This window comes from Nocardiopsis nanhaiensis (genome assembly GCF_054778635.1).
The window spans coordinates 1-22052 of sequence record NZ_BAAGZJ010000097.1 but is presented as its reverse complement, the minus strand read 5'-3'; the positions used below and the strand labels follow the sequence as shown (position 1 = coordinate 22052).

Annotated in this window: 16 protein-coding genes; 8 read left to right on the top strand and 8 right to left on the bottom strand. The window is 70.6% G+C overall.

The window, feature by feature from the left end; all coding sequences use genetic code 11:
* Positions 1 to 12: 12 nt before the first annotated feature.
* The gene (locus ACYVD1_RS30285) at positions 13 to 1026 is read right to left on the bottom strand and encodes a hypothetical protein (RefSeq protein ID WP_460777927.1); all 1014 of its coding nucleotides are present in this window, start codon (positions 1024 to 1026) and stop codon (positions 13 to 15) included.
* 148 nt (positions 1027 to 1174) lie between these two features.
* Here ACYVD1_RS30285 and ACYVD1_RS30280 point away from each other — a divergent pair, with 148 nt between their 5' ends.
* The gene (locus tag ACYVD1_RS30280; RefSeq protein ID WP_460777926.1) at positions 1175 to 3691 is read left to right on the top strand and encodes an ATP-binding protein; all 2517 of its coding nucleotides are present in this window, start codon (positions 1175 to 1177) and stop codon (positions 3689 to 3691) included.
* 4 nt (positions 3692 to 3695) lie between these two features.
* Complete coding sequence (locus ACYVD1_RS30275; RefSeq protein WP_460777925.1) at positions 3696 to 4367, top strand: response regulator; 672 nt, start codon at positions 3696 to 3698, stop codon at positions 4365 to 4367.
* 31 nt (positions 4368 to 4398) lie between these two features.
* Here the strand turns inward: ACYVD1_RS30275 and ACYVD1_RS30270 are convergent, their stop codons facing one another.
* A complete protein-coding gene (locus ACYVD1_RS30270) occupies positions 4399 to 5319 on the bottom strand; it encodes an aminoglycoside phosphotransferase family protein (protein ID WP_460777924.1) in 921 nt (306 codons plus the stop codon).
* Positions 5320 to 5568: 249 nt separating this feature from the next.
* A complete protein-coding gene (locus ACYVD1_RS30265) occupies positions 5569 to 6246 on the bottom strand; it encodes a sirohydrochlorin chelatase (RefSeq protein ID WP_460777923.1) in 678 nt (225 codons plus the stop codon).
* Between the two features lie 774 nt (positions 6247 to 7020).
* Here ACYVD1_RS30265 and ACYVD1_RS30260 point away from each other — a divergent pair.
* The 3 genes from ACYVD1_RS30260 (at position 7021) to ACYVD1_RS30250 (ending at position 9677) form a co-directional block, all read left to right on the top strand.
* Positions 7021 to 7833 (top strand): nucleotidyltransferase domain-containing protein, encoded by an 813-nt coding sequence (locus tag ACYVD1_RS30260; RefSeq protein ID WP_460777922.1) that lies wholly within the window; start codon positions 7021 to 7023, stop codon positions 7831 to 7833.
* Between the two features lie 52 nt (positions 7834 to 7885).
* Positions 7886 to 8443 carry a peptide deformylase gene (gene def / locus ACYVD1_RS30255; protein WP_460777921.1) on the top strand — a complete coding sequence of 186 codons (558 nt, stop codon included), beginning with the start codon at positions 7886 to 7888 and terminating at the stop codon, positions 8441 to 8443.
* Between the two features lie 274 nt (positions 8444 to 8717).
* On the top strand, positions 8718 to 9677 hold the full coding sequence (locus tag ACYVD1_RS30250; protein WP_460777920.1) for a coiled-coil domain-containing protein: 960 nt from the start codon (positions 8718 to 8720) through the stop codon (positions 9675 to 9677).
* 34 nt (positions 9678 to 9711) lie between these two features.
* On the opposite strand, the gene ACYVD1_RS30245 is transcribed toward ACYVD1_RS30250, so the two are convergent.
* Genes ACYVD1_RS30245 through ACYVD1_RS30235 form a run of 3 tightly spaced genes read right to left on the bottom strand, consistent with a single transcriptional unit; the run spans position 9712 to position 13058 of the window.
* Positions 9712 to 10965 (bottom strand): MFS transporter, encoded by a 1254-nt coding sequence (locus ACYVD1_RS30245; RefSeq protein WP_460777919.1) that lies wholly within the window; start codon positions 10963 to 10965, stop codon positions 9712 to 9714.
* 51 nt (positions 10966 to 11016) lie between these two features.
* Complete coding sequence (locus ACYVD1_RS30240) at positions 11017 to 11820, bottom strand: alpha/beta hydrolase (protein ID WP_460777918.1); 804 nt, start codon at positions 11818 to 11820, stop codon at positions 11017 to 11019.
* 17 nt (positions 11821 to 11837) lie between these two features.
* Positions 11838 to 13058 (bottom strand): CPBP family intramembrane glutamic endopeptidase, encoded by a 1221-nt coding sequence (locus ACYVD1_RS30235; RefSeq protein WP_460777917.1) that lies wholly within the window; start codon positions 13056 to 13058, stop codon positions 11838 to 11840.
* Between the two features lie 179 nt (positions 13059 to 13237).
* Here ACYVD1_RS30235 and ACYVD1_RS30230 point away from each other — a divergent pair, with 179 nt between their 5' ends.
* Positions 13238 to 15409, top strand: coding sequence for an elongation factor G-like protein EF-G2 (locus tag ACYVD1_RS30230; RefSeq protein WP_460777916.1), 2172 nt, complete (start codon positions 13238 to 13240; stop codon positions 15407 to 15409).
* A 116-nt stretch (positions 15410 to 15525) separates the two neighbouring features.
* On the opposite strand, the gene ACYVD1_RS30225 is transcribed toward ACYVD1_RS30230, so the two are convergent.
* The gene (locus ACYVD1_RS30225) at positions 15526 to 17436 is read right to left on the bottom strand and encodes an amidohydrolase (RefSeq protein ID WP_460777915.1); all 1911 of its coding nucleotides are present in this window, start codon (positions 17434 to 17436) and stop codon (positions 15526 to 15528) included.
* A gap of 470 nt (positions 17437 to 17906) precedes the next feature.
* On the opposite strand from ACYVD1_RS30225, the gene ACYVD1_RS30220 reads away from it, so the two are divergent.
* Positions 17907 to 19070, top strand: coding sequence for an acyltransferase family protein (locus tag ACYVD1_RS30220; protein WP_460777914.1), 1164 nt, complete (start codon positions 17907 to 17909; stop codon positions 19068 to 19070).
* 69 nt (positions 19071 to 19139) lie between these two features.
* Here the strand turns inward: ACYVD1_RS30220 and ACYVD1_RS30215 are convergent, their stop codons facing one another.
* A complete protein-coding gene (locus ACYVD1_RS30215; RefSeq protein ID WP_460777913.1) occupies positions 19140 to 20066 on the bottom strand; it encodes a CDP-alcohol phosphatidyltransferase family protein in 927 nt (308 codons plus the stop codon).
* Positions 20067 to 20305: 239 nt separating this feature from the next.
* Here ACYVD1_RS30215 and ACYVD1_RS30210 point away from each other — a divergent pair, with 239 nt between their 5' ends.
* Positions 20306 to 21745, top strand: coding sequence for a GuaB1 family IMP dehydrogenase-related protein (locus tag ACYVD1_RS30210; protein ID WP_460777912.1), 1440 nt, complete (start codon positions 20306 to 20308; stop codon positions 21743 to 21745).
* Positions 21746 to 22052 lie beyond the last annotated feature (307 nt).

Genomic DNA, 22052 nt, shown 5'->3' with positions numbered 1-22052 from the left:
CTTTTCGTGCGGCTACTCGGCCACGCTGGAAACCTGGGTCAGGAGTTGGGCGCTCACGTCCTCGGCCAGGCTGAACAGCTGCTCCGTGGTGAGCACGTCGCCGCTGTCGCTGATCATGACGCCACCGGCGACGTTGCCGTCCAGGAAGGCGCCCACCGCGAAGCTTTCCATGCCCATGTCGAAGAGGTCGTCGTCGGCACCTCCCATCGACACGGCCAGGGCCAGGCCCTGGTCACCGACCGAGGTCTCGTCCCACAGGGTCTCGGTGTACATCCCTTGGCCGTGCTCCTCCTGGGTGAGCTGGCCCTGGGGAGTCTCCTCCTCGAGGAATTCGTCGGTCAGTGCGTCCCCCTCGAAGAGCTCGCGCACGCTCTCCTCGTCCTCGAGGATGTCCGGGTGCTCCGGGTCGAAGAGTTCCACGTTGAAGCTGACCGAGCGGTCGCCGGAGTTGCCCTCGCAGCTCAGCTCCCCGTAGCGGCCGTCAGACTCGACATCGTGCTCGGTGAAGCCGCCGGACAGCGCGGGGGCGGTCCCGTCGAAGGCGCTGGAGGCAGCGTCGTCACCGACCGCCTCCACACAGTCGTCGGGCATGGAGACGTACTCACCGCTGGAGTTGGCGACCACCAGGACACCGCCGATGGCCACGATCAGCACCACGGCGCCGACCGCACCGCCGATGATCAGCCCGGTCTTCTTCTTCGGCGCCCCGGGCGGCTGGCCCTGCGGATCGAACCCGGGAGGGGGACCCTGCGGCGGGAACTGGCCGGGGGGACCCTGCGGGGGCTGCTGGCCGTATCCCGGGGGCGGGCCCTGCGGGTGTCCGGGAGGAGGTCCCTGCGGGGGCATGCCCTGCGGCGGCTGCTGCCCGTAGCCGGGGGGCGGACCCTGTGGTGGCTGCTGCCCGTATCCCGGAGGCGGGCCCTGCGGGGGCTGCTGTCCGTAGCCGGGCGGCGGCCCCTGCGGCGGCTGGCCCGGGTAGGGGCCTTGGGGCCCCTGGGGGCCGGGCGGGGGCGGGGGCTGTCCCATGGGGGTACCTCGTGGTCTGGGTTGATGAAAAGTGCCCTTTAGTTCTACCGGACACCGACCACCCAAACGCGGGCACCGCCCCCTTCCGAACCCCCGCGTCACCGGGATCACACCTGTAGGGAGCCGTGCACGGACCGGCGGTCCCACAATGGGAGGCGTGACTCGAGGAAGACTCCGCATCCACCTGGGTGCCGCCCCCGGGGTCGGCACCACGCACCACGCCCTCGCCGAGGCGCGCCACCGGGCGGAACTCGGCGTCGACGTCGTGGTCGGCGCGGTCCACACCCACCGCCGGGCCCACACTTCGGCACTGCTCGAGGGCCTGGAGACCGTGGCCCCGCACTCCGCCGGGTCGGTGGACACCGCGGCCGTGATCGCCCGGGCGCCCCAGCTGGTCCTCGTCGACGATCTGGCCCGGCCCAACGGACCCGGTTCGCCCAACCCCACGCGGTGGGCGGACGTGGAGGCGCTCCTGGAAGCTGGGATCGATGTCCTGTCCACGGTGGGCATCCACCACCTGGACTCCCTCTACGACGTGATCCGCCAGATCACCGGAGTCCCGCCCGAGTACACCGCCCCCGACCGGGTGGTGCGCGCTGCGGAGGAGGTCGAGCTCGTCGACGTCACCCCCCAGGAGCTGCGCCGCCGGATGGCCCACGGCGACCTCCACCCCGCCGAACGGGTGGACGCGGCCCTGGCCGACTACTACCGCGAGGGCAACCTGGCGGCCCTGCGCGAACTCGCCCTGCTCTGGACCGCCGACCGCGTGGAGGAAGGGCTCTCCCGGTACCGGGGCGAGCACGAGATCCGGGGCACGTGGGAGGCCAGGGAACGGGTCGTCGTGGCGCTGACCGGCGGCCCCGAGGGGGAGACGCTCATCCGCCGCGCGGCCCGGGTCGCGGCCCGATCCCGCGGCGGCGGCCCCCAGCCGAGCCACCTCCTCGCCGTGCACGTGGTCCCGCCGAGCGGCATCGGTGAGCGGCCGACCGCCGAACTGGAGCGGCAGCGCCGCCTGCTCTCGGAGCTGGGCGGCAGCTACCACCAGGTGGTCGGAACCGACGTGCCCTCCGCCCTGCTGGAGTTCGCCCGCGGCGCCCACGCCACCCAGATCGTCCTCGGTTCCTCGCGTCGGCGGCCGTGGCAGTACGTGTTCGGGCCCGGCGTGGGTGTGCTGGTGGCCCGGGAGTCCGGTGACATCGACGTGCACATCGTCACGCACGAAGAAGCGGGGCGCGGGCGCTGGCTCCTTCCGGCACCGGGCCGGGGGTTGAACGGGCACCGGCGGGTGTGGGGATGGGCGCTGGCGCTGTTGGCGCCGCCGTTGCTGAGCCTGGGGCTGGCCCTGCCCTTCTTCTCCGAGGTGGGCCCCGCGTCGGACCCCCTGTTCCTCCTGCTCATCACGGTGGCCACCGCCGCCGTGGGCGGCCTGCCCCCGGCGCTGGCATCGGCGCTGTGGAGTGCGGTCCTGCTCACGGTGCTGCTGTCACCGCTGCACGGGAGACCCTCGGTGTCCCTGGACAACTTCCTGGCCGTGGCGGCCTTCGTCTTGGTGGGTTCCTTGGTTGCCGTCATGGTGGAGATGGCCGCGCGGCGGTCGGCACAAGCGGCGCGCGGGCGGGCCGAGGCGGACGCCGTCTCGCTGCTGGCGGCGAGCGTGCTGGCCGGGAACGAGCCGCTCCAAGCGCTGCTGCGGCGTATCCGAGAGACCTTCGGGCAGCGGTCGGCGACCTTGTTGGAGCGGAAGGACGGCCGCTGGCACCCGGTGCACAGTGTGGGCGCCCCGGCCTGTGAGTCGCCGGACGAGGCGGACGCACTGGTGGGCATGTCCGACACCATGGCCCTGGGCCTGCGCGGCCGGGTCCTGCCCGCCTCCGACCGCAGTGTACTGGTCGCCTTCGCCACGCACGTGGGCATCGCGTTGGAGCACCAGAGGCTGGCCTGGGATGCGGCGGAGGCGCGCGGGCAGGTGGCGGGCAACCGGATCCGCACGGCACTGCTGGCCGCGGTCTCCCACGATCTGCGTACCCCGCTGACGTCCATCAAGGCCAGTGTGTCCAGCCTCAGGGCCACAGACATCGAACTCCCTACCGAGGACCGCGAGGAGCTCCTGGAGACCGTGGAGGAGTCCGCGGACCGGCTGAACCTGCTCATCGGGAACCTGCTCGACATGAGCCGGGTGCAGGCCGACAGCGTGCGCCCCGTGCTGTGCGATGTGGCCCTGGAGGAGGTGCTCCCGGCGGCCCTGCTGGGGGTACCGGGCGACGCGGTCGTGGTGGACGTGCCGGACTACCTGCCCCGGGTCCGTGTGGACGCGGGACTGCTGGACCGGGCCGTGGCCAACGTGGTCACCAACGCCGTGCGGTACAACCCCGACCCGTGCACGCCCGTACTGGTGGCGGCCAGCGCACACGGTGACAGCGTGCAGTTGCGCGTGGTGGACCGGGGTCCGGGCGTCTCGGACGAGGCCAAGCAGCGCATGTTCGAGGCGTTCCAGCGCCTGGGCGACGCGCCCCAGGGCACTGGGGTGGGTCTGGGACTCGCCGTGGCACGTGGTTTCGTTGAGGCGATGCACGGCACCCTCGGCCCAGAGGACACCCCCGGCGGCGGGCTGACGATGGTCTTCACCCTGCGCGCGGTGGGCCCGGAACACGATGAGGAGCGGTGAACTGATGCGGATCCTGGTCGTCGACGACGACGTGCAGATCATCCGCGCCATGCGGATCAATCTGCGGGCGCGCGGTTACGACGTGGACACCGCGGCGGACGGCGCGACCGCGCTCAAGCTGGCCTCGGAGCACTGTCCCCACGTGGTCCTGCTGGACCTGGGGCTTCCGGACATGGAGGGTGTGGAGGTCATCCAGCGCCTGCGCGGCTGGTCCCAGATGCCGATCATCGTGCTGTCCGCCCGGCACTCCGCGGGCGAGAAGGTCCGCTGCCTGGACTCGGGCGCGGACGACTACGTCACCAAGCCCTTCGGGATGGACGAGCTGCTGGCCCGGATGCGCGCGGCCGAGCGCCGTGCCGTCCCGGTGGAGGAGGCCCCGGTGGTGCGGACCGGCTCCTTCGAGGTTGACCTGGGCGCCAAGCGTGTCCTGCGCGAAGGCGAGGAGGTGCGCCTCACTCCCACCGAGTGGCACATCCTGGAACTCCTGGCCCGCAACGCCGGACGCCTGGTAAGCCAGCGCCAGCTGCTGCACGACGTGTGGGGCCCCAGCTACCAGAACGAGACCAACTACCTGCGCGTGTACCTCGCCCAGCTGCGCCGCAAGCTCGAAACGGACCCGGCCCGGCCCCGGCACCTCATCACCGAGGCCGGACGCGGATACCGCTTCGAGCGCTAGACCGGGCCAGAACCGAGCCGGGGCGGACTCCTTAGGAGGCGACCTCACACAAACTCATGAGCAGGTCGAACTCCACCGACCGGGTCTGGCCGCGGTTGGCCTTGGCCACCGCGAAGCAGGGGCCGAAGGCGCGCACCCATTCCATCATCCGGTCGCCGTCCACACCCATGACGTTGGAGAGCACACCCACGCGGCGCTCCACTTCGGCGAAGTCCTCGGCCTTCCACAGGGCCCAGTCGACGGCGTCCGCGGCACTGTCACCCACGCAGGCGCGCGGGTCGAGGGCCACCAGTCCGCGGGCGCCGCCGTCCATGACGTTGCCGGGGTGCAGGTTCCCGTGCAACGGAACGATGTCGACGGTCCCGTTGGCGAGGTCGCGGGCCTTGGCGGCGCCGCGGTGCATCAGCGCGGGCGGGACGGTGTCGGCGGCCGGGCCCTCGTCGCGCTCCCGGCTCCACATGTCGAACAGGAATTGGACGCGCGCGGTGAGCGGACGCAGTTCCCTACGCGCCGCGGGGCTCACTTCGACCGCGTGCAGTTGCGCGATGAGGCCGCCGATGGTCTCCATGGGCGGGACCACGCCCCGGACCGCGACGGTGTCGCCCTCGACCCGTTCCATCAGGATCGCGCCGCGCTCGGCATCGACGTCCCAGACGTCGGGGACCCGCGAGGAGGAACCCCACATCCGCAGGAGCCCGGCCTCCGAGACGGCCAGCCCGGCGTCCGGGGAGAACTTGAGGACACCTTCGGCGCCGTCGGCCAGGCGGACGTACAGGACGACGGACGTGCGCCCGTGCGGGGCGGGCCCTTCGATGGTCAGCTGCCACTCGGCGGCCAGTTTCTCGACGACCCCGGGCAGTTCCGCCAGCCATTCGGTGACCTGGGTCCCGAAGCGCCGCTCCAGCCGACGGCGCTGCCGGTCGTCGACGTACTGCGCTGTGACGTCGTTCATACATCCACCTTAGGTTCGCTCGCGACCGCGGAGGGAGGGAGCTCCGCACCGGGCTGACGTGCACGAACCTTGTGGGGGACCGCGTCCGGACCATCGCCGCACCGTGTGGGTGGCGGCGCGGCGGCGGATACCGCGCTGCGGGTGCGGGGAGTTCCCGCCCGTGGGGCACATACCCATTCTCGCGCTTCCGGTAACGGCGTCGCGGTGTTTCCGGGCTCCGATGTCACTGAGGGCTCTGGCGCGCGTGCGTCAGGTGAGACGCCCCTTGGCCGCCCGGTGCTGGGCGAGAAGCGTGTCCACCACCAGGTCGGAGGGCCACAGCGGGGCCGTGATGGCGGTGACGTCCAGCCCTCGGAGCAGGTCGAAGTCGGGGCCGTCGACCAGCCGCCACGCGGCCACCGCCACCCGGTCGCGCTCCTGGCGGCGCAGCCGGTCGACCGCGTCGAAAACCGAAGGCGCCCACGTGCGCAGGTAACCGACCTGCACCGGCGAGTCGAGCCGACGGCTGAGCATCCGCGCCACGTCCATGACGACCTGGCGCTCCTCGCCGCCGGTGGTGCCGTCAGCAGCCAGGACCACCCCGTCCTCGGGTCTCCAACCGGAGTCGGAGAGGCGACCGGCGAGGTCGGCGACGATGGACGGAACCGCGCCCAGGGGCGAGGTGTGGCAGGAGTCCGCCAGCCCGCCCAGGTCGAGCCGGGAGAACAGGTGGGCGCTGGCCACGTCGCCTCCGGCGACGAAGGCGGGCACCACCACCTTGGGGCCGCGGACGGCGTGGATCGTCGCGCTGACCTCGTCGGGGCTACCGAAGGCCGCCGTCACGGGGGCCTCCCCGCGCTCAGCCACCGCCTCCGCCAGTCCGCACAGGGCCTCACGTCGGTGGGCGTCACGGGAATCGTCGGCTACGAGGACCATTGTGGGGACCATGCACGGCTCCTTGGAATCGCTGAGAGAACTGCCGGGGCCCCCGAGCGTAAAGTGGCTGAGTTTCAGGGGAGTTCCCTCGTGTTACACGGCGGAAAACAGTGGATAATGGCTGAGTTGGTTATCTCCAGGGAAAGTCTTGGTGAACCATAACAATCCATGAAAACCCTCGGCGTGTCCACCGCCGGCCAAGGTGATCTGCGCCCCAAAGCAGCGACGGGACCACGCCGACCAGGGAAGAAGGATCTACCCATGGGTAGAACGTGCCGGACGCCACTTCCCCGACCTCCCGGAATCCCGCCCGGGCAAACCCGTGACATTCCTGGGACTTCTCCAGACAAATCCCCGGAACGGGTCAGGAAATGCAAATGCACGCACCAAATGCACGTGCGGACGAGCATGCTTCAGGTATGCGGGGGATCGTCCGGGAGAACGCGCGGCCGCCCGGACGCGCTTCGCCGCCGAGCCCAACCGGGTCACCGCGCCGAATGCCCCCTTTGCCACGCCGAGCGCACTCCTGTCAAGGGTGTACGCTCCCCCACGCCCGCATAGCCACACACCACTTGACGTGGGGAGACAGGATGCAAGTCCGGCACGATCACTTGCCATCACCCCCTTGACACGACCACACTTGGATACCGACGGGGACCACGGGGGCTCACCAGCACCCCGGGAGCACCCCCCGCAACGCGACCCGGAAGGCCTCCCCAGCGCGGCAGCGCCGCCTCCGGAACCCACCGCGTACCACCACCGACCCGCCCCAGACTGGAGTTGAGCATGGCCGTCCACCCTCGGGTGCAGACGCTGACCCAGGCTTTCCTCGCCAACGCCGACCGAGAGGCGCCCGGGCTGGTCCAGGGCCTCTACCTGACCGGTTCGGTCGCTCTGGGCGACTTCCGCCCGCACACCAGCGACGTCGACTTCGTCATCGTGACCGGCCGCCGGACAGAGCGTGCCGACCTCGACGCCCTCCGCCGGATCCACGCCCGCACCCGGCAGGAAGTCCCCAGCCCCCAGTTCAACGGCATCCACGTCACTTGGGACGAACTCAACCGGGACCCCGCCGAGTGCGGGCCGGTCCCCTCCGTCATCAACGGCCGGTTCCGCAACCGCGCCTCAGCCGACGTCAACCCCGTGACCTGGCACATCCTGGCCGATCAGGGCGTCACCATGCGCGGGCCGCTCCCCGTGGAGCTGGACGTGTGGGACGAGCCGGAGAGTCTTCGCAGCTGGTCGCTCGGATCGTTGGACGAACAGTGGCGCCGCTGGCGGGAGAAGGCCGGCCGCCTCGTCACCCCGCGCGGCCTCGCCGCCCTCGGTTCCCTCGCCCCCTCCTGGAGCGTGCTGAGCGTCAGCCGTCTGCACTTCACTCTCAGAACTGGCGAGATCACCTCCAAGTCCGGCGCGGGAGCCTACGCCCTGCACGCGTTCCCCGAGAGCTGGCAGCGCATCGTCAACGAGTGCCTGCGCGTCCGCCGGGGTGTCCAGGCACCCTCCCTGTACGAGAGCGCCCTGGCCCGCCGCCGGGCCGCCCTGGACTACATCGAGATGGTCCTGGACGAGTCCCTGCGCCCCGGCCTGGCCACCTGAGCACACCGCCGCCCGGCACGGCCGGTTTCCGGCACGCTCTAATGTGGGGTACATGACCATGCGCCCCATCGTCCGTTTCGGCGACCCCGTACTCGTGTCCAAGACCACCCCCGTGACCACCTTCGACCAGCGCACCGAGAAGCTGGTCCGCGACCTCATGGACACGGTCGACGCCCCTGGGCGAGCGGGTGTGGCCGCCACGCAGATCGGCGTGGGCGCGCGTGCGTTCAGCTACCTCGTCGAGGGCCGCCACGGGTACGTGATCAACCCCGAGATCGTGGAGCTGTCCGACGAGCTCCAGGACTGCGAGGAGGGCTGCCTGTCGATCCCCCGCCTCTGGTACCACACGAAGCGCGCCCAGCGGGCCGTGGTCAAGGGCGTGGACACGCGCAACGAGCCGGTCACCGTCGAGGGGACCGGCCTGATGGCACAGTGCCTACAGCACGAGACCGACCACCTCGAGGGCATGCTCTACATCGACCGGCTGGGGCCCGAGGACCGTAAGCGGGCGCTGCGTGACATCCGCCGCTCGGACTGGTTCCTCCCCGCCGAGAGGGCCGCCCCCACGACCTCCGTGCGCCTTCCCAGCGCCTTCGGCGGCAACGGCTGACCCGGTCTTTACCCGGGACTTCCCCCTGCTCCCTGGCCTTAGGCCACCCCGCCACCCGTGACCGGCACCCGTCCCCGCAGCGACCAGTCCGGTCGGCCGGTACGGGTATCTTCTGGACAGACCCCGCCCTCTTCCCCCAATGCAACGCGAGTCAACTCACTGTGCACGTAACGCCAAGATCTCGTATGGTCTGCTGAGCATCACCCCTCCCTGAATGGAAACGCCGTCACTCCCGGCGTGGCGGATGCTCTCAGACCATCCCCTCGGAGCAGACATGACTTCCACTCCTCGTAACGCCCCTCGTCGCGGCCGCACGGCTCTGCCCCTGGCCGCCGTCACCGCAGCGGTCCTCGTGGGCCTGCCCGGAGCGGCCTACGCCGACCCGGACGACGTGGACATCGACGAACTGACCGAGCGCGCCGAAGAGCTGGAGGAGTCCTACGACGGCGAGCTCCTGCAGTTCACCGAGATCAAGGACCGCGTCGACACGGCCCAGGAGGACCTCGAGGAGCTCAACGAGGACCTCGAGGAGCAGCGGGTCGGGGTATCCGCCATCGCGGCGGCCCGGTACAAGAACGACGGCTTCGACCCGAGCCTGCAGGTCGTCTTCTCCAGCGAGCCCGAGGACATGTTCAGCGACGCCGCGACCGTCGACTACCTCAGCGAGAGCCAGGCCGAGCAGATCTCCGACCTGGTCGACCTGCGCGACGAGCAGGAGGAGATCACCGAGGAACTCCAGGAGGAGATGGACGAAGCCTCCGAGCTGATCGACGACCTCGAGGACCAGCGGGAGGAGGTCGAGGCCCGCATCGAGGAGTACGAGGAGGAGCAGATCCCCGAAACCCCCGGTGACGGCACGATCCCCTCGGACGCGGAAGGCGGCGGCTGGGACCAGACCGTGCCCCGCATGGCGGCCATCCGCGACGAGATCATCATGGAGTTCGGCGCGCCCTACCCGGTGGGCTGCTGGCGCCCGAGCGAGGACGACCACGGCACCGGCCACGCCTGCGACTTCATGATGAGCGCCAACGGCGGTATGCCCACTCCGGAGAACCAGGAGCTCGGCCAGCAGATCTCCGACTACGCGATCGAGCACGCCGACCGGCTGGGCGTCAAGTACATCATCTGGGAGCAGCACATCTGGCAGTCGACGTCGCGCCAGTGGACGTTCATGAACGACCGCGGCGACCTGACCCAGAACCACTTCGACCACGTGCACGTCAGCTCGTACTGATAGTAGGTCGAATCCCTCTGCCCCGACGCCCGGCTCAGGACCGCTTCCGGTTCAGGGCGAGCGGGAGCACGGCGGCCAGCGACACCGCGACCACCGCGAAGGCCGGGCCGTAGCCCATCAGCTGGATGACCAGGCCCAGGCCGATCGCGCCGGCCCCCGTGCCCGCGTCGTAGCCGATGTTCCACACCGCGCTGGCCCGGCCGTACCCGGTCGGCCCGGCGCGGCCCAGCATCACGGTGACGGTCTCGTTCTGCACGGCACCGAACCCGAGCCCGAACAGGGCGGTTCCGCCGAGCACCAAGAGGGCGACGCCGATTCCGGGCGCCTCCCCTCCGTTGATCCACAGGCCCGCGGTGAGCAAGCCCATGCCCGTGACCGTCCCGACCACTCCGGGCAGCAACAGGACTGTGCGCCGGTACCGGTCGTACATCACCCCCGCGGTCCAGCGCCCGGCGACCAGGGTCAGCGCGTAGGCGGCCAGCAGCGCGCTCACCAGCCACGCCGCCTGTTCGAGCGGGATCGCGAGGAAGGTGACGACCGCGCTGGCGGCCGACGACACCACCAGCATGATGATCAAGGGGCCGCCCAGGGCGATCATCAGTCCGACGCCGCGGAGCGCCTCCTGTGCGTCGGTCGGCCCCCGGCCCACCGGATCGGCACCGCGCAGGGCCGACCGGTTGCGGCCACCGTCGGCGAACCAGATGCCCGAGGACAGCACCGCGGCCAGCACGCCGCAGATCCCCGTGAGCCAGAACGCGGTGTCGAAACCGATGTTGAGCGCCAGCGCCACCCCGCCGGGCAGGATGACGATCTGCGGCAGCCCCACGGCGAGCCCGTAGAAACCCGTGGCCCGGCCGACCTGCTCCTTGGCGACCAGGCGCGCGGCGAGCGCCGTCCCGGCCACCGTCACCATCCCGAACCCCACTCCGCGCACCGCCGAGATCGCCACGAGCGGCCCAAGGGCCGTAGTGAGCGCGAACAGCGGCATGGGCAGGCCCATGACCAGGGATCCGACGGGAAAGGCCCACCGGTAGCCGCCCGCCCGGTCCAGCAGCCAAGGCATGCCCAGCTGGGTGACGACGGTGGTGAGCATGAACGCGGCGGTGGTGCTCCCCGCCCCGAACTCGCCCGCTCCGCCCCGGCTCGCCCAGAGGGGCACGAGGGGCAGGACGGCGGCGAAGCCGCACAGTCCGACCGCGGTGGCGAGGATGAGCAGCGCGAACCCGCGCCCGCGGATTCCGGGCAGATCGTCGTCGGTGAACTCGACGTGGGGGCGGGGTCGGATCATCCGTCCTTTCTAGCCGAGTCACACCACCCTGTCGAGGCGGGATCCACTGGCCTAGAGCCCGTTTCGGGGACGCTCGTCCGGAAGTTGGTCGGCGATCCACTCGCGCAGGCGGGCCACCAGGTCGGGGCGGACCGCCCGCTCAGCGTGGCCCATGCCGGGGATGATCCACAGGTCCTTGGGTTCCTTGGCGGCGTCGTGGATGGCCGCCGCGTGCGCGACCGGGAAGTATCCGTCGGCGTCACCGTGCACCACCAGGAGCGGGGCGGGGGCTACCTCCCCGGCGAGCTCGCGAGGTTCGTCCGGGGTGGGGTTCCAACGCTTGTCGGTGACCCGGACCTTGCGGAAGCGGCGCAGGAAGGCCCGGCCCAGGGTCTTGCCGATGCCCAGGTGGAGCAGGCGCATCGACCGTGTTCCCTGGTAGTACCAGCGGCTGGGACCGCTGACGGAGACCACGGCGCGGACGCCGCCGTAGATGGCGGCGTGCCGGATGGCGACGGCGGCGCCCATCGAGAAGCCCACGGTGGCGATGCGGGTATAGCCGAGCTCCCGCAGGCGGCTCACCACCGCCTCCAGGTCGTGGATCTCGGCGTTGCCGACGGTGCTGCGACCGCCGGAGCAGTGGTGGCCCCGGAAGTCGAAGGTCATCACGTCGCCGGCGGACAACAGCCCTTCGGCGATGGCACGCGTGTGCGGGCTCCGGAGGGTCCCGGTGAACCCGTTGGCCAGGACCACCGCCGTGGTACGGGGCGCGGCTCGGCGCAACAGCACGGCGTCGATCCCCACCCCGTCCGAGGTGGTCAGCCAGAAGCGGTTCTCCTGCGGTTCGGCGAGGGGCTCATCAATAGCATCGGACACCGCCCTATCGTGCACGATCAGTCCCGGTACGGGTAACCCGGGCCCGGTGTGTCGCCTTCGGGGCCGTGCTGCCGGTCGATCCACTCGTCCGGGTACATGTTGGCGGGCGGACCAGGCGGCGGGCCCTGCGGATGCCCGGGCGGCGCGCCCTGGTAGCCGGTGGGCGGCCCTTGAGGAGCACCGGGCGGCACGGGCCCACCCGGCGGAACCGGACCGGGCAGCGGACCCGGGAGCGGCGGACCGGGCGGCGGTCCCTGCGGACCGGAGGCCTCGACCGGCTCGAACTCCCCCGTGTCCCCGTAGCGGCCGTCGTCGTACTGGCCGCCGTACTCGTCGTCGTCCTCGTAGTAGTCGTCGCCGTAGTAGTCGTCGTCATCGTCCTGGTAGCCCCTCTCCTCCAGCGCGGCCTCCCTGTCCGCCGCAGGAGGGAAGACCACCGAGCGCAGGTTGAGCGCCACGTGGACGAGGACCGGGACGATCAGGCTTCCCGTGCCCAGGTACAGGACGGTGAACAGGGTTCCGGAGAAGCCCGCGCTGAGCAGGCCCCACCAGCCCTGGTAGGCGTGCGCGACGGAGAACAGCACGATCGAGAGCACGGCGGCGATCCACAGCGGCACACCCATGCTGGCGATCAGGGTGATGAACAGGCCCCGGTAGAGCAGTTCGCCGAACACGCCCCCGGTGACCGCCATCCCCGCGGCCAGTCCCCGTTCCCTCCCCGTACGCGGCAGCAGGAGGTACTGCTGGCGGCCCGGCTCCGGCAGGGTCATCGGCTTGTCCGCGACCCGGCGCCCGCGGTGCCCTTGGCCCCGTCTGCCCTTGCCGCCGTCACCGGGCCCGGACCCGCGCCCGGGCAGCTTGCCCAGGACCGGGAGGCGTTCCTTGGTGGGCATCCCGTTGACCAGGACCCAGAAGGCCGCCAGGGCGATGAGTCCGCCGATCGCGCCGCCCGCTATGGGCCCCCACGCGTCCGGAGTGCGCAGTCCCAAGTCGACCAGGTTCAGCTCGGGCGAGAGCAGCAGGACGACCAGGACCAGCAGGCCCCACAGGAGGTGGATCGCCATCGTGACGGCGTACAGCAGCCCGAGGGCACGCCTGTCGCCGTCCCTTCGGCGGGACAGCCACGAGAACGCGCGCCGTCCGAGAAATGGTTCGCCGACCGCCGCGAAGAACAGCAGGAGGACCGTCAGAAGGGTCCCGGCGAGACTGAATTGAGGGAGACTTTCCGACCATGGCACGGGCACAGCCTAAGAGAACAAGTCGGGTCATAGTGACCAACCGGCACCCATCCGCGATATCGGCCCGTTGACCTCTTGTGATCCGGCACGCGAACAGCGACCGTAGAGAGTGTCACAGGTCACATTGGTGGTGGTCCTGGACGGCCACCGCCCGCACCCCGGAGGGCTGGGTAGTAGGGATGGTTGATCGAGCCGAAGCCGTACCGAGGGCCGACAGGCCCCAGAACATCCGCAATATCGCGCTGGTGGGACCGACCGGCGGTGGCAAGACGAGCTTGGTCGAGGCACTGCTCCTCGCCGCCGGGGAGATCAAGCGCCCCGGCCGCGTGGAGGAGGGCACGACCGTCAGCGACCACGACGAGGTCGAGACCCGCCAGAAGCGCTCCGTGCACATGACCGTCAACCCGGTGATGGTGGACGGCGTCAAGGTCAACCTGCTGGACACCCCCGGATACGCCGACTTCATCGGGGCGATGCGGGCCGGGCTACGCGGCGCGGACGCCGCCCTGTTCGTCATCTCCGCCCTGGACGGAGTGGACGGCCGCACCCGGATGCTGTGGGAGGAGTGCGCCGCCGTCGGCATGCCCCGCGCGGTGGCCGTCACCAAGATCGACCACCCCAGGGCCGACTTCGACGAGGTCGTCGCGCAGTGTCAGGACGCCTTCGGGCCCGGGGTGCACGCCGCCTACGTCCCAGCGGTGGAGGGCACGGGCGACCAACGGAGGCTGGTGGGGCTCTGGGGACTGGTCTCAGAGCGCTACTACGACTACTCCGACGGGGGCGGGCTGGAGTCCGCCCCCGCTCCGTGTCCGGCACCCGACTGGCTGCGTAAGGCCGCGGGCCCGTTGCGGGAGACCCTCATCGAGGAGGTCATCACCGAGAGCGAGGACGAGGCGCTCATGGAGCGCTACATGGAGGGCGGCGAACTCGACCCCGACCTGCTCATCGCCGACCTCAAGAAGGCGGTGGCCGCGGGGGGCTTCCACCCGGTACTGGCGTTGAGCCCGACGCACGGCGTGGGCGTGCGCGAACTGCTCCGCGAACTCCCGCTCTCCTGTCCGGACCCGACCCGGCGTCCCTTCCCCTCGGTGGCCCGCCCCGACGGGCGTCCCGTCGAGGGGCTGTCCTGCGATCCGGACGGCCCGCTCGCCGCCGAGGTCCTCAGCACCGCCAGCGATCCCTACGTCGGCCGGGTCAGCCTGGTGCGGGTCTTCTCCGGGACGCTGACACCCGAGACCGGCGTCCACCTGCACGGCCACGGCGTGCGTACCGGTGTGGGCAACTCCGACGACCTCGACCGGGCCGGCACCGACGAGCGCGTGGGTTCGCTGTCGGTACCGCTGGGCCGGGAGGCCCGTCCAGTCGGCGAGGTGGTCGCCGGTGACCTGTGCCTGGTGTCGAAGCTGCCCACCGCCCGGACCGGGGACACCCTGTCCGCGCCCGAACTCCCGTTCCGGGTGGCCCCTTGGCGGTTCCCCGACCCGATGATGCCGGTGGCGATCCGCGCGGCCTCCGCCTCCGACGAGGACAAGCTGTCGCAGTCGGTGGCCCGGCTGGTGGCGGAGGACCCGTCGTTGCGGGTGCGGATCAACCAGGAAACCCACCAGATGGTCCTGTGGAGCCTGGGAGAGGCCCACCTGGACGCGGCCCTGGACCGGCTGGAGCACCGCTACGGGGTGCGCGTGACGACCGAAGAGGTGCGGATTCCGCTGCGGGAGACCTTCACCGTGCCCAGCCAGGGCATGGGCCGCAACGTCAAGCAGAGCGGCGGACACGGTGAGTTCGGGGTGTGCCGGATCCGGGTGGAGCCGCTGGAGTCGGGTGCCGGGCTGGAGTTCGTCGACCAGGTCGTCGGGGGTGTGGTCCCGCGCCAGTTCGTGCCGTCCGTGGAGAAGGGGATCCGGGCCCAGATGGCCGACGGGGTCAGCGACGGGCACCCGCTCGTGGACCTGCGCGTCACGCTCTACGACGGCAAGGCGCACTCGGTGGACTCCTCCGACATGGCCTTCCAGAAGGCGGGCCGACTGGCGCTGCGGGACGCCGCCGCCTCCTGCGACCTGGCTGTCCTGGAGCCCGTGCACACCGTGACCGTGGAGGTCGACGACGCATACCTGGGTGCGGTCCTGAGCGACCTGTCGGCCCGGCGCGGCCGTGTGGTGGGCACCGAGGCGGCCGCGGGCGGCCGGGTCGTCGTGCGCGCGGAGGTACCCGAGCTGGAGATCGTGCGCTACGCCGTCGAGCTGCGGTCCGTTTCGCACGGCACCGGCACGTTCACCCGCGACTACCTGCGCCACGAGCGGCTGCCCCAACAGGTGGGCCAACGCCTGGCCAAGGCCCAGGCCGGGGCCTGAGAGACCGCGGATCGCAGCACCCGGCGGGCGCGGACCGGTGAACCGCAGCGCGCCCATCGCAGGGATCGGCGCACGCGGGGACCACCCCATCGCCACGGGATGGCCCCCGCGCGTGATCAGAGACGGTACTGGGCTCCGGGCTGGTCGTCGTCCGGGTCCTGGGGCGGCGGTGCGTCGTGCGCGCTGCCCATTGGCGGCGGTCCGCCGAAGGCGGGGCCGGCGGGCGGACCCGAAGGCGGTGGCGGCGCCTCCTCCTCGTCCATGATCGCGGCCATGTCGGCGGACAGCGTCGACTCCTCGGCCTTGTCGCTGCGCCACTCGTCGCGGATCTCCCGGTCCTGTTCGCCCATCACCGAGTCCATGTCGGCGTCGTGCGTGGACTTGGCGGGCTCTCCCGGCTCCGGCCAGGAGGAGGCGGCGAGGAACGCGCTGTCGTAGGCGTCGTTGGCTTCCTCCGAGAAGCTCGGCTCCGCCGGGCGCGGCCCCGTGAGGGGGTCGGCGAGCGGGTCCGACAGCGGGTCCGACAGCGGGTCCGACAGCGGGTCGGCCGCCAAGGGCTCCTCGGCCGGGGGCGGCGCGTCCTGCGGCGCGGGGACCTCCCCCAGGTTGGCGCTCGGGTCGGTGTTGCCGCGCGGGTCCGCGGTCTCTGTGGGCGCCGGTCCGGGGAAGGCCATGCCCGTCGGGGCCGAGTTGGGCGCCGAGGGCTGCTTGTTGTCGCCGCCCAGGTAGGACATGGCGGCGACGGTGAGCGCGGCGAGACCGGCCCGCAGCGTGGGTTCGCGGGACGGCGAGAAGTACGGGGAGTGGTTGCTCGGGACGTTGCCCATCTTCTCGTAGGGCGTGTCCCCGGGCGCCGATTCCCACACGTCGTGCGGGGTGGCGCCCACGAACCAGAACACGTACGGGATGGGCTGCGCGTCACCGGGCAGCCCGAAGTTGCCGAAGTCCTCGGTGGCCGGGGACGGGTCCGGCAAGTGGATGACGTAGTCGTCACCGAAGTACGCGTGGTGGGCGGCGGCCACCTCCGAGGTGCTGACCGGGTCGTTGTATGTGGCGCCGCTGCCCTGGAACCGCTCGACCTCGGGCTCGCGCCCGGCGCCGGAAGCGGCCGCCTCCGCGCGCACGATCCGCTCGATGGCCTGTTCGAGCTGCTCGGTGACGTTGTCGTTGAGCGCCCGGGTGCTGATCTCCAGGTAGGCCTCGTCCGGGATGATGTTGGCCTTGGTGCCCGAGTGGATCCGGCCGACGGTGAGCACGGCCATCTCGCTGGGGCTGATCTCCCGGGCGACCACACCCTGGAGCCGGGTGACGATGTTCGCGGCGATGAGCACCGGGTCGACGGTGGTGTGCGGTTGGGAGGCGTGTCCGCCCTCCCCGAAGATCCGCACCCGGTAGGCGTTGGCCGCGCCGAGGATGATCCCGGCCCGGTGGGAGATGAGTCCGGCGGGCTGCGGGCCCAGGTGCTGGCCGAGGATCACGTCGGGGCGGCCGAAGCGGTCGTACAGACCGTCGTCGATCATCCGCTGGGCACCGTCGAGGGTCTCCTCGCCGGGCTGCGCGACGATCATGACCGTCCCGGACCACTGGTCCCGGGTCTCCGAGAGGAGGTCGGCGACGCCGATCAGGCACGCGGTGTGCGCGTCGTGCCCGCAGGCGTGCATGACGGGGACCTCGACGCCCTCGCTGTCCACCGTGCGCGCCGTGCTGGCGTAGGGCAGACCGGTCTTCTCTTCCATGGGGAGGGCGTCCATGTCCGCGCGCAGCATGACAGTGGGGCCGGGGCCGTTGCGGAGAATGCCGACCACACCGGTGCCGCCGACGCCCTTGTGGACGTCGTAACCGGTTCGGTTCAGCCATTCCGCGACGACACTGGCGGTGCGCTGTTCGGAGTGAGAGAGCTCCGGGTTCTTGTGCAGGTCGACGTAGACGCCCTCCACGAGCGGGAAGAGCTCGTCGAGGAGTCGCATGACCACGCTCCCGTGCTGGGCTGCACGGTTCGGGTCCACCGCGTGCGGCACGGTTTCCACCGCCTTCTTCGTTCTCGACTGGGCGGGCACTGAAAGGGGGACAGCCGCCTGAGGGCAGCCTATCGGCGGGACCGCCGCGGGTTCACACCGACATGTTCCGACCGTGGCACCCCAGGTGCGGCGCATGGGTTAGGGTCTGCACACGGTAAGCCATCCCACACCCCTCGCGCACGGGCCTACGATGCCCCCCACTGCCCGCTTGTGGCGCCCGCAGCGCCGGTGTCGGACCCCGGGAACTTCTTACCGATTTGTGCGAACCACTGGCGCACCGCAGCATGTCTCAGTAAGGTAACGGAGCTACGTTCGCCTGATTCACCCCGGCACCCCAGGCGCGCCCCCTCGGCGCCGGTCCACATCACCCCGCCTCCCGGGCCATCGACCGGATGGCACCGACCCCAAACAGAGGGTGTCGGGTCCAACACACATTGCCCCAGAAATCAGTGATCTCGGAGTCCCTAGTGGCCTCACCCATGACCAGTCCGGCAGCCAAGCCCTCGGAGAACGGGCACGGCGCGAATGCCCAGGCCCCGACGGCATCCCCGATCCCCGCGGCCAGTGCCCCCGGCCGCGATGCCCGGCTGGACAACGCCAAATTCATCCTCATCGCCCTGGTCGTCATCGGCCACGCGATCGAACCACTCACGGACTACGGGCCCGCCAGTACCTTCTACTACTGGGTTTACTTCTTCCACATGCCCGCGTTCATCATGATCAGCGGCTACCTCTCCCGGTCCTTCGACGCCTCGTCGAACCGGGTGGAGAAGCTGGTCCTGATGCTGGCCGTGCCCTACCTCATCTTCTGGACGATCCACCAAGGGATCTACACGCTCGAGCGCGGTGGACTCCCCGACTCGCTGTCGGTGCTCAAGCCGACCTGGACCCTGTGGTTCCTGGTGGCACTTTTCCTGTGGCGTCTCAGTGTGCCCGTGTGGCAGCGCCTGCGCTGGCCCGTGGCCATCGCCGTGATCATCTCGCTGTTCGCCGCCACCGCGGACCTGGGCATCACCCTCTCGCTCGGCCGCGTCCTCAGCTTCCTGCCCTTCTTCGTGCTGGGCCTGACCCTGCGCCGGGAGCACTTCGCCTTCCTCGACCGGCTCTGGGTCCGGGTGTGCTCCGTGCTGGTGCTAGGCGTCACCGCCGTCCTGGCGGTGCCGATCTCCGACCACCTCAGCCGGGACTGGCTGTTCTGGCGCGACAGCCTCACCGACCGGGACATCGACCCGCTGCTGCCCAGCATCGTCCTCCGGCTGGCCTTCATGGGCATCGCCCTGGTCATGACCTTCGCCGTCCTGGCGCTCATCCCGAAGCGCGAGACCTGGTATACGCACCTGGGTGCCTACACCCTGTTCGTCTACCTGGGCCACTCGGTGTTCCTACTGCTGCTCCAGAACTCCCCTTGGTACGACGTGATGGGGGGCGCGGTGGGCGTGGCCGCCACCATGGCTCTGGCCGTGGCCCTGACACTGGTGCTCTGTTCGCCTTGGGTGCGTGCCTGTATGCAGTGGGCGGTCGAACCGCAGCCGACCTGGTTCCTGCGCCAAGACGGCAAGGGCCTCGTCAAGGAGAAGATGGCGGATGAGGTCGGCGCCGAGGCCAAGACCGGCCCGCCCGCGGAGAAGACCCCCGCCGGGTAGGACATCCCCATGGCGAAGGGGCGGTCCGCATCGCGCGGACCGCCCCTTCGCCATGTCTGTGGCCCCTCGTCAGCTACCGCTGGCGGGCTCGGCCGTCGGCGTGTCGGCGGCCAGCTCGCGACGGCGAACCTCGAAGCGGCGCGACTCCTTCCAGAGCCGCAGCACCAGGACCACCTCGAAGAAGGCCAGGGCCAGGCAGGAGAAGACCGCCACCGGGATGATCAGGCTGTTCAGCGGGGTGAAGAAGGCGACGAGAACGGTCGCGGGCGCCACCACGCACAGGAACATCTCGAACTCGATACCGCTGAACAGGTGCGGGCGCACCCGGTGCCGGAGGAGGTGGTTCCGCACCCGGGGGTAGAGGCCCTTGGGCGGCGGGGCGTCAGCGGCGGCCGGAGCCTCCGCGGTGTCCTCGTCCTCGGGGTCGCCCCCGCCCGCGCTCTCCGCGCGCATCCGCTCGGTGTCGCCCGAGGCCACCGCGAGGGCCTCTCGCATCGTCTTGCGGGTCTTGGCGACCTGGGATCCGTTGAGGTAGCGCAACAGGTCGAAGAAGATCACCACCGGGGCGACGATCAGGTACGCGGCCTCCCCCGTGACCAGCCACTGGCCGACCAGCAGCGCCATCATGCAGCCGAAGAAGCGGATGCGGTCGAAGACGAAGTCGACCCACTGGCCGAAGACCGAGCCGTTGCCCTTCAGCCGGGCGATCTTGCCGTCCATGCAGTCCAGCACGAAGCTCAGGTGGAACAGCAGCGCACCGGCCAGCAGCCAGGCCCACCCGGTGTCGCCCGCCCAGACCGGAGCCGCGAAGCAGAGGGCCGAGAGCAGACCCAGCACGCCCGCGCCCAGCGTGAGCTGGTTCGGTGTGAGATTGGTCCGGTTCGCCGTCCACACCACCAGTCGACCTGCCAACGGGTCGACCAGGAAGACCGTCCACCAGGCGTCCTTAGCCTTGTAGGTCTCTTCCTTGACTTGCGCGAAAGTAAAACGCGACATGCGGTGTTCTCCTGGGAGGCCCTCTCAGATTGCCCGCGGCGCAGGACGTACAGTCACCGCGTTTGCGCAGGGGTGAGGGCCGAGTTGAAGCGGGAATCGAGTCATCATGCCAGACACGGTTACCTCCAACCTAATCGGTGACGGCATAATTGACAGGTAAGAGGGGGATCAACAGGGTGCCGCCAGCACTGACACGGCGGAGTGGTCCACCCCCTTCGGTCGCGACCGAGGTAGAGGCATTGCGTTTTCTCAACGACGAGGTCCCCAATCAGGACCTGACCTACAGCGACGTCTTCATGGTCCCCGGCCGCAGCGCCGTGGGGTCCCGGCTCAGCGTGGACCTGTCGTCCCCGGACGGCACCGGCACAACGCTGCCGCTGGTCGTCGCCAACATGACCGCCGTCGCGGGCCGCCGCATGGCGGAGACCATCGCCCGCCGCGGCGGACTCGCCGTCATCCCGCAGGACATTCCGTTCGAAGTCGTCTCCGACGTCATCGCCTGGACCAAGCAGCGCGAACTGGTCTACGACACGGCGATCACCCTCAACCCGACGAGCACCGTCGGTGAGGCGCTCAACCTCCTGCCCAAGCGGGCGCACAACGCGGTGATCGTCGTCGACGACGCCCGCCGCCCGGTCGGTGTGGTCACCGAGGCCGACTGCCACGGTGTGGACCGATTCGCGCAGCTGCACGACGTGATGTCGGCCGAGCTGCTGACCATCCCTGCGGGGACCGAGCCGCAGGAGGCCTTCGGGATACTGCACGACTTCCGGCACCGGCTCGCCCCGGTGGTCGATGACAAGGGCGCCCTGGTGGGTGTGCTCACCCGCACCGGCGCGCTGCGCTCGACCCTGTACAAGCCCGCCGTGGACTCCGGCAACCGGCTGCGGGTGGCCGCGGCCGTGGGCATCAACGGGGACGTGGCTGGCAAGGCCGCCGAGCTGCTGGACGCCGGGGTGGACACCCTGGTGATCGACACCGCGCACGGCCACCAGGAAAAGATGATCTCGGCGATCGAGAAGGTCCGCGCGCTCTCGCCGGACGTGCCGATCGTCGCGGGCAACATCGTCACCGCCCAGGGCACCCGCGACCTCATCGAGGCCGGGGCAGACATCGTCAAGGTCGGTGTGGGTCCGGGCGCTATGTGCACCACCCGCATGATGACCGCAGTGGGCCGTCCGCAGTTCTCCGCCGTGCTGGAGTGCGCGGCCGCCGCCCGCGAGCTCGGCAAGCACGTGTGGGCGGACGGCGGTGTGCGCCACCCGCGCGACGTCGCTCTCGCCCTGGCCGCCGGGGCGTCCAACGTGATGGTGGGCTCGTGGTTCGCGGGCACCTACGAGTCGCCGGGTGACGTCCTGCGCGACGCGCAGGGCCGTCAGTACAAGGAGAGCTTCGGGATGGCCTCGGCCCGCGCGGTGCGCCTGCGCACGTCCGAGGACTCCCCGTTCGAGCGGGCCCGCAAGGCCCTGTTCGAGGAGGGCATCTCCACTGGCCGGATGTACCTGGACCGGGAGCGTCCCGGCGTGGAGGACCTGATCGACCAGATCATCGCCGGGGTGCGCAGTTCGATGACCTACGCGGGCGCCACATCGCTGGCGGAGTTCCACGAGCGCGCCGTGGTCGGCGTGCAGAGCGCCGCCGGGTACAACGAGGGCCGTCCCGTGGAGAACGGCTGGTAGTCAGCCGCTGTTCGAGCGGTCGCTGTTCGAGCGGTCGCTGTTCGAGCGGTCGCTGTTCGAGCGGTCGAGGGGAGGAAGGCCGAGGGGAGGAGGGGCCTCGGGCAACACCGTTGTCTTGGGGCGTTCGTCGTGAGGCGTTCGGGGTTGCCTGCTCTGGTGGGGGTTGCCTTTCGGGCTGGGGTGTCCTCCTTTCCCGCCGCCCGATTGTGGCCGTCTCCGCTGCGCGCCTCAAGGTCGTCGCCATCGAGCGCTTCGCGCATCAACGGCGCTCCACCTTGACCCGCTCCGCTACGACGGCGGGTTGGCG